The 8,347-nt window shown below is 61.7% G+C and carries 8 protein-coding genes; 7 read left to right on the plus strand and 1 reads right to left on the minus strand.

All coding sequences use genetic code 11. The features are described from left to right. Nucleotides 1-675 precede the first annotated feature (675 nt). The gene (locus ACODSO_RS21140) at nucleotides 676-1,554 is read left to right on the plus strand and encodes a mycofactocin-coupled SDR family oxidoreductase (protein ID WP_068368324.1); all 879 of its coding nucleotides are present in this window, start codon (nucleotides 676-678) and stop codon (nucleotides 1,552-1,554) included. Between the two features lie 185 nt (nucleotides 1,555-1,739). After that, nucleotides 1,740-3,308, plus strand: a complete 1,569-nt coding sequence (locus tag ACODSO_RS21145) for a class I adenylate-forming enzyme family protein (protein ID WP_489038656.1) — start codon at nucleotides 1,740-1,742, stop codon at nucleotides 3,306-3,308. 27 nt (nucleotides 3,309-3,335) lie between these two features. On the opposite strand, the gene mftR is transcribed toward ACODSO_RS21145, so the two are convergent. After that, a complete protein-coding gene (mftR, locus tag ACODSO_RS21150) occupies nucleotides 3,336-3,971 on the minus strand; it encodes a mycofactocin system transcriptional regulator MftR (protein WP_489038654.1) in 636 nt (211 codons plus the stop codon). Nucleotides 3,972-4,076: 105 nt separating this feature from the next. Here mftR and mftA point away from each other — a divergent pair, with 105 nt between their 5' ends. The 5 genes from mftA to mftD (ACODSO_RS21175) are packed head-to-tail and all read left to right on the plus strand — an operon-like array spanning nucleotide 4,077 to nucleotide 8,140. Beyond that, nucleotides 4,077-4,190 (plus strand): mycofactocin precursor MftA, encoded by a 114-nt coding sequence (mftA, locus tag ACODSO_RS21155; protein WP_068368282.1) that lies wholly within the window; start codon nucleotides 4,077-4,079, stop codon nucleotides 4,188-4,190. Nucleotides 4,191-4,192: 2 nt separating this feature from the next. Next, on the plus strand, nucleotides 4,193-4,477 hold the full coding sequence (gene mftB, locus ACODSO_RS21160) for a mycofactocin biosynthesis chaperone MftB (RefSeq protein ID WP_068368285.1): 285 nt from the start codon (nucleotides 4,193-4,195) through the stop codon (nucleotides 4,475-4,477). Nucleotides 4,478-4,520: 43 nt separating this feature from the next. After that, a complete protein-coding gene (gene mftC / locus ACODSO_RS21165) occupies nucleotides 4,521-5,753 on the plus strand; it encodes a mycofactocin radical SAM maturase (RefSeq protein ID WP_032397572.1) in 1,233 nt (410 codons plus the stop codon). Beyond that, the gene (gene mftD / locus ACODSO_RS21170; RefSeq protein WP_489038655.1) at nucleotides 5,753-6,931 is read left to right on the plus strand and encodes a pre-mycofactocin synthase MftD; all 1,179 of its coding nucleotides are present in this window, start codon (nucleotides 5,753-5,755) and stop codon (nucleotides 6,929-6,931) included. The genes mftC and mftD (ACODSO_RS21170) overlap by 1 nt, the downstream gene beginning before the upstream one ends. A 9-nt stretch (nucleotides 6,932-6,940) precedes the next feature. Continuing rightward, nucleotides 6,941-8,140 (plus strand): pre-mycofactocin synthase MftD, encoded by a 1,200-nt coding sequence (mftD, locus tag ACODSO_RS21175; RefSeq protein ID WP_068368292.1) that lies wholly within the window; start codon nucleotides 6,941-6,943, stop codon nucleotides 8,138-8,140. The last annotated feature ends 207 nt before the right edge of the window (nucleotides 8,141-8,347 follow it).

Genomic DNA, 8,347 nt, shown 5'->3' on the forward strand with positions numbered 1-8,347 from the left:
TGAAGGGTCTTGTAGCCATCAAGACACTTGACTGTGATGTCGATCTTGCGCAGTCCCGACCTTTACTGGTGGCCACCGCAAACGGTATTGGCTTCCGGGTCTCCCCGACGGCGACGGGGTCAAAGTAGCGGGCGGCGCTCACATCGCGCGAGTCGGGGCATCTAGAGTCGCAGATCCTCGGCCACCTGTTGCGGGAGGTGGAGATTTTACGAGGGGATGACGCTGACCTCGGCTTCATCGGTGGTCGTGGGTGATCTGAAGTCGACTGCACTACAGATGAATTGATATCTCGACACGATTCGGACCAGTCGAGAGGTGATCTCGGGCGGGTTACGGAGTGGTGTTCCCAACTCCCGGCGGTGCCGGACGGTGTGCTGGTGCACGTGGATGGCAGAGACGCCGGCGCGAAGGCACGACAACGGCGGCGGTCGACCACAGGTGCTCGCTTCGCTGTTCCTGAATTTCTGGACTTCGGTACAAGCCGAACCCGCTGTCGGCTCTTGACTTAAAAGTCAAGTGATGATGGAGTGTGATCCAGATCGCACCGTCAGGGTCAGGCATCCGCTGCCTGTAACGCCGATGCGGTGGGTCGAATCAGGCGAGCATGGGCTAGGGCTCGAAACCAGCAGCAATCAGCGTGTCTTCGTTCCAATCGAGATCACAAGGGAGTTCATCATGGGTCGTATGGATGGAAAAGTTGCCTTCATCACCGGGGCAGGCCGAGGGCAGGGCCGGGCGCACGCAATCAGGTTGGCAGAGGAAGGGGCTGACATTGTGGCGCTCGATTGCCCGAGTCAGGGCAGCATCCCGCACCCCCTCGCCACCGAGGAAGATCTGAACGAGACCGTCCGGTGGGTCGAAAAGCTCGATCGACGAATCCTGGGCATTGTTGGGGACGTCCGGAGTCAGGCAAGTCTCGATTCCGCTGTTGCGGCCGGAATCGCGGAATTCGGGCACATCGACGTGGTCGTCGCCAATGCAGGTGCATGGAGTGTCGGGCCATTCTGGGAAATACCTGAAGAAGAATGGAAAGACGTAGTCGATATCGACCTGCTCGGTGTCATGAGGACCCTCAAAGCGGTCACTCCGCACATGATCGAACGCGGCTCGGGTTCGATGGTCGTAATTGCGTCTGTCAACGGCAAGGAGGCCGGTGTCAACTATGCGCATTACGTCAGCTCCAAGCACGGTGTGCTCGGACTGATGAAGTCCGTCGCCCTCGAACTCGGTCCTCTCGGTATTCGTTGCAACGCCGTGCTGCCCGGTGTCGTCAGGACACCCATCTTGGACTGGCAAGGTGGATGGGATCTGATGGCTGGTGGCCCCGGGCTGGGCACGCGCGACCATATGGAGTCCGGCGGTAAGGCGTACGCGCTGCTGAAGGGCGTTGGAATGCTCCCGCCGGAGGCCACCAGCGAGGGTGTGTTGTGGTTGGCCTCTGACGAGTCGAAGTACGTGTCCGGCCAAGAGCTGGCGATCGATGGCGGTCACATGTTGTTGCCGGGCCTCAACATGGCCAATATCGCCGAGGCGGCAGCAGCAGCCAACGGCTAGCAGGCCGACAAAAACCTGGTCTCGGATCGGTTCGACATACGCGCGCGTGTCAGTCGAACCGATCCGGCCAGGGCCACTTTCGGCAACCCAACGTTCAGGTACGAGCCAACTCGTGACGGCCGCTGCCAGTAGACTGAATCGCAGGAATACCGTTGAATAGCAATATTATTCAGATCGGGCCGTCAGTGCAGCCGACTACACTGCCCGGGTTGCTCAGCGATGCATTGCCCGGGCACGAGTCGTTATTTTTGCTGTGTTCGGATCGAAAGTGGACTTACGCAGAGTTCTCCCGCACGGTCGACAGCCTTGCCTCGGGTCTTCTGTTATTGGGGATCCGACGCGGCGATCGCGTGGCCATTGCTGCACCCAACTCGGCGCAGTGGCTTCTTACGTGGTTCGCAGTCACCAAAATCGGTGCCATTCTGGTCACGCTCAACGTGGCATACCGTGAGCGGGAATTTCGCTTCATGCTCAATCAGTCCGGGGCTGTCATGTTGATCAGCTGTGCTCGAGATGGCGAGTTCGATTTCGTCGATTTCTTGGACGAGCTCAGGCCACGTATCCCCACGGTGAGCCACTACGTCTTTCTCGGAGAGCGCGGATTCGAGGGTAGCCGCCGGTGGGATGATCTCTTGGTCGACGACATCGACATCCAGGCGCTCACCCACGCCGGATCTCATGTGGAAGAGCATGATCCGGCGGTGATTCTGTACACCTCGGGAACTACCGGAGATCCCAAGGGTGCCACGTTGACCCACGCCAGCATCATTGCCTCCGCGCGCGCTCAAGCTGCACACCTCGATCAAACAAGCGACGACGTAGCGATCGGACACATGCCCCTCAACCACGTCGGCGGCATGACGTGCACTGTGGCTGCCGCCATGAGTGTGCGTGGCAAAGTAGCCCTCTTGCCCAGATACAGCCCGACAGTGGCTCTGCAGGCTATCGAGCGGCACGCAGTGACGATATTCATCGGGGTACCCACTATGTACACCCTGATGTTGGATCTTCCGGAGTTCACTGCAACGGATACCTCGACGATCCGCACCTGCATCATCGGTGGTTCGAACGTCGAACCGGCAATGGGAAGGCGCATTCTGGAAACGTTTCCGGGTACGCGGTTGGCCAATTTGTACGGGCTCTCCGAAACGTCCGGAGGATGCGTGATATCCGCTGCTGACGACGAATTGCACACTCTTGTCGACACTCTCGGAGTTGGTATCGGTGACTTCGAGGTTCGCGTCACCGATGACGAGCACAACTCTCTGCCGCCGGGCAGTGAGGGTCACCTGCACATTCGAGGTGGGTGCGTGGCCAGTGGGTACTGGGAGAATCCGGTTGAAACGGACAACGCCTTTTTGGACGATGGATGGCTGGTAACCGGGGACATTGCCGTCATACGGCTGGATGGCCGCGTGGCCATGCGCGGACGGCAGAAGGAGATGTACGTGCGCAGCGGCTACAACGTCTATCCGGTCGAAATCGAGAATGTGTTGGCCGCAGACGAGACGGTTGCGATGTGCGCCGTCGTGGGAGTGCCCGATGAGCTGCTCGGCGAAGTGGGACACGCGTATGTGGTTCCGGTGCCGTGGAGCACAGTCGATGTAGAAAAATTGCTGGCCAGGTGTACTGAGATGCTGGCGGGCTACAAGATCCCGGCCCGGATTCACGTTGTGCAATCCCTACCGCTGACGCCGTCCGGAAAGATCAAGAAGATCGCGCTGCGATCGGAGACCGCGGGAACGGATGGTTGATGTTCATCGCAAAGCGACCGACCTTTGTCACTGTCCGGATGGAGTTCCCGGTCGCACTCGAGCCTGACTGTCGAGGCCGATGTAGAGAATGCTGGTCCCGGCGAGCAGGAGTTCGACCAGGTTCGCCTCGTCGTCAGCCAGCCACTGCTCGTATGCCGAGATTGCTATGCCGAGCAGGATCCATCCGAGGGTGCGCGGTAGGTGATCGGTCGGTGCGCAGTTCGTCCGAGCAGCCACATAGTCCGCAATGACGGCTCGCCACCCCTCATACATCACCATCGAGTAGCTCTGTAGGGCAGCGTTTCCCAGGATCAGCGACATCCGTTGCCGGTGGATCGCGGCTTCTTCGAATGGAAACGTGTTGAACTGCAGCAGCGCCGATCGCAGGGCGTCGGGCAGAGCGATATCGTCGGGTAGACCATCGAGATGGGCCCTGAGTGCTGCGAGTTGAGCGTCGAAGTCTCCCCACGGAACCGCGTTCTTGGATGGGAAGTAGCGGAAAAAAGTTCGGCGTGCGATGCCGGCTGCGTCGGCAATGTCATCGACGCTGGTTTCCTCGAAGCCCTTCGATGCGAACAGTTCGATGCCGAGGTCGCTCAGTGCGCCCCGTGTTGTGGACGGTCGCCGTCCCATGGGTTTCGACGGTGTGGTGCCTGAGGCCATCTTTCTCCTCCGAACTCTAGCTTTATGCACTCAGTGCCATTAGTGTGGTGACGCAAACCACTGTTACGTCTGATTGTGGTCCACAACTACTTCTGGAGGTATCCGATGTCGAATAGCAACGAGAACACTGTGGTCGGTACTGCTGTCGTCGAGTCCGATCTGGTCGAAGAGTCGCTGGTGGAGGAAGTCTCGATCGACGGCATGTGCGGCGTGTACTGATCATGACTGCTGCAGTGCAGGGCGCACTCGATGTGGATGTGCCGTGGGCATTGCATCCGCAGGTGGCGTTGCGTCCGGAGTCTTTCGGGGCTCTGCTCTATCACTTCGGAACTCGCAAGCTCTCCTTCCTGAGAAACCGCACGATCGTGGCGATCATCGAGTCTCTTCCCGATCATCCCGATATGCGCACCGCGATCGCGGCCGCAGGGATCACCGAGTCCGGATCGGCTCCGTATGTGAAGGCACTCGCGACGTTGGCCGACTCGAAGATGATCACGCCCCGCTAAGGACCATTGACCCTCGACACCTTTCTGGACAGGACCGACCCACATGACTTCCACTCTCGAAAGACCCGCTCCGGTAGGAAAACTCGTCGATCAGTTCGAGCTCGGTCTCGACGCACCGATCTGTCTGACGTGGGAATTGACGTACGCCTGCAATTTGTCGTGCGTGCATTGCCTGTCCTCGTCGGGTCGTCGTGATCCGCGTGAACTGAGCACCGAGCAGTGCAAGTCGATCATCGACGAGTTGCAGAAGATGCAGGTGTTCTACGTCAATATTGGTGGTGGGGAGCCGACGGTGCGGTCGGATTTCTGGGAGCTCGTCGATTACGCGACGGCGCATCAGGTGGGTGTGAAGTTCTCCACCAACGGGGTCAAGATCGACAAAAAAGTCGCAGCAAGGCTGGCGGCGTCGGACTACGTCGATGTGCAGATCTCCATCGATGGCGCGACGGCGGAGGTCAACGATGCGGTCCGCGGACCCGGTTCGTTCGACATGGCGTGCCGGGCGTTGGAGAACTTGAAGGAGGCCGGCTTTCGGGACGCGAAGATCTCGGTCGTCGTCACCCGACACAACGTGAGTCAGCTCGACGACTTCAAAGCGTTGGCCGACAAATACGCTGCGACACTGCGGATCACCCGGTTGCGGCCATCCGGCCGGGGCGCGGATGTATGGGACGATCTGCACCCGACGGCCGGTCAGCAGCGCGAGCTGTACAACTGGCTCGTCGCCAACGGTGAGGGTGTGTTGACCGGGGATTCGTTCTTCCATCTCTCGGCGTTCGGTGACGCTCTGCCCGGGCTCAACCTCTGCGGTGCCGGGCGGGTGGTGTGCCTGATCGATCCGATCGGCGACGTGTACGCGTGCCCGTTCGCCATTCACGAGAACTTCCTCGCCGGCAACATCGTCCGCGATGCAAAAGACGGCATGGGGGGATTCCAATCCGTATGGCAGACATCGGAGTTGTTCCAGGATCTGCGCTCGCCGCAGACCTCGGGCGCGTGCACCAAGTGTGCCCACTTCGACGCGTGCCGTGGTGGCTGCATGGCAGCGAAATTCTTCACCGGTCTGCCGATGGACGGCCCGGATCCCGAATGCGTCATCGGGAACGGTGAAATGGCGTTGGCGGCGGCGGGGGAGATCCCCAAGTCCAGTGTCGACCATTCCCGGACCGGGCAACGCAAAACCCCACGAAAGTCGGTGCCGCTCACATTGATGATGCGTCCGCCGGCGAAGATCTGCGACGAGAATCCGCTCGCAGGAATGGAGCAGGAAAGCTGATGGCCAAGAGTGCGTGGTTCGAGACCGTTGCCGAAGCGCAACGGCGTGCGAAGAAGCGTCTACCGAAGTCCGTGTACGCCGCTCTGGTGGCAGGCTCGGAGCGCGGACTGACGATCGACGACAATACGGCGGCGTTCGGTGAACTCGGCTTCGCCCCGCACGTGGCCGGGCTATCGGACAAGCGTGACCTGTCGACGACGGTGATGGGGCAAACGCTGTCGTTCCCGGTGATGATCTCGCCGACGGGCGTGCAGGCGGTGCATCCCGACGGTGAGGTCGCTGTCGCGAGAGCTGCTGCGGCGCGTGGGATTCCAATCGGTTTGTCCTCGTTCGCGAGCAAGTCCGTCGAGGAGGTCGCGGCGGCGAACCCGCAGACGTTCTTCCAGATGTACTGGGTCGGATCGCGCGAGATACTGCTGCAACGGATGGAGCGCGCACGCGCAGCCGGGGCGGTCGGGCTGATCATGACCCTGGACTGGTCGTTCTCCAACGGCCGCGACTGGGGTAGCCCGTCGATCCCGGAGAAGATGGACCTCAAGGCGATGGTGCAGTTCGCTCCCGAGGGCATCATGCGGCCGAAGTGGTTGTGGGAGTTCGCGAAGACCGGCAAGATCCCCGATCTGACGACCCCCAACCTGACCCCGCCTACGGGTGGTCCGGCCCCGACGTTCTTCGGTGCATACGGCGAATGGATGGGCACCCCGCTGCCGACGTGGGAGGACGTGGCGTGGCTGCGTGAGCAGTGGGGTGGGCCGTTCATGCTCAAGGGCGTGATGCGCGTCGACGATGCGAAGAGGGCTGTCGACGCCGGGTGCACGGCAATCTCGGTCTCCAACCACGGCGGCAACAATCTCGACGGCACCCCGGCTCCGATCCGGGCGCTGCCCGCGATTGCCGAGGCGGTGGGCGATCAGGTCGAGATCACCCTCGACGGCGGGATTCGGCGCGGCAGCGACGTGGTGAAGGCGCTGGCGTTGGGTGCGCGAGCGGTGCTGATCGGGCGGGCATATCTGTGGGGCCTGTCGGCGAACGGTCAGGCGGGCGTCGAGAACGTACTCGACATCCTGCGCGGCGGAGTCGATTCCGCTGTCCTCGGGCTCGGGCACACCTCGGTACAGGACCTCTCGCCGTCGGATGTGGTGATGCCGGCCGGGTTCGACCGCAGGCTCGGCGTCTAGACGCCGTCGGTGCGCACCTGGACGGGGTGGTTCGAGTCTGTCGCCGAGGCGCAGCGTCGGGCCGAGAAGTGTTTGCCGAAGTCGGTGTATTCGGCGTTGGTCGCAGGTTCCGAGCGCGGCATCACCGTCTCGGACAACACGTCGGCGTTCGGTGAACTCGGGTTCGCCCCGCATGTCGCGGGTCTGTCGAATACCCGTGAGTTGTCGACAACGCTGATGGGACAGTCTCTGTCGTTTCCGGTGATGATCTCCCCGACGGGTGTGCAGGCTGTGCACCCGGACGGGGAGGTTGCGGTGGCGAGGGCGGCAGCGGCACGGGGGATTTCGATGGGTTTGTCGTTGTTCGCGAGCAAGCCCATCGAGGAGGTCGTCGCGGCGAATCCGCAGACGTTCTTTCAGCTGCACTGGGTGGGTTCGCGGGAGTTGTTGGCGCACATGCTCGATCGTGCCCGCGCGGCGGGTGCCGTCGGGCTGATTCTGACGATGGACTGGTCCTTCTCCGAGGGGCGAGATCGGGGGAGTCCGGTGATCCCGGAACGCCTCGATATGGCGGCGATGATGCGGTTGGCACCCGAGGTACTCGTCCGTCCGCGATGGCTGACACAGTGGGCGCGGTCGGCCACGTTCCCGGATCTGACGGCACCGAATCTCGCGCCGCCCGGTGGGCCTGCGCCGACGTTCTTCGCTGCGTATCGCGAGTGGAAGTCCACGCCGCTGCCGACGTGGGAGGACATCGCCTGGCTACGCGCGCAGTGGGATGGACCGTTCATGCTCAAGGGTATTTCGCGGGTCGACGACGCGCTCCGGGCTGTGGATGCGGGCGTGACCGCGATTTCCGTCTCCAATCACGGTGGCAACAATCTCGACGGTTCCCCGGCGTCGATTCGGGTGCTGCCGTCGATCACCCGGGCGGTGGGCGATCAGGTCGAGGTCACTCTCGACGGTGGGATCCGCCGTGGAAGTGATGTCGCGAAGGCACTGGCGTTGGGTGCGCGGGCGGTGTTGATCGGACGCGCATATCTATGGGGTCTCGCGGCGAACGGTCAGGCCGGAGTGGAGAACGTGCTCGACATTCTGCGCGGCGGTCTGGATTCCGCGGTACTGGGTCTCGGCCGTGCGTCGGTTCACGAACTGTCACCGTCCGACGTTGTCATACAGGCGAGGGCGACAAGAATACTGTCAGTCAATAGTCCGTGTGTGTTCGAGTAGTAACTCCAGTCGCCGACTGTCAATTGTGTCGGTCATCGTCACCGATCAGCCGTTAGCAGAAGTGACTCCGCAAAAGTATGAGAGCGCATTAGGTGTGCCGCACTGCCGACACCAATTGCTCAGCGGCATGTGCGAGGTAACCAAAGACCAGGTGTCAATGGCCAAGTTGAAGTCCCCGCTGGTGGCCAGGTGAAAGTCCCCACCCCG

The organism is Rhodococcus sp. FG69, from assembly GCF_057808915.1.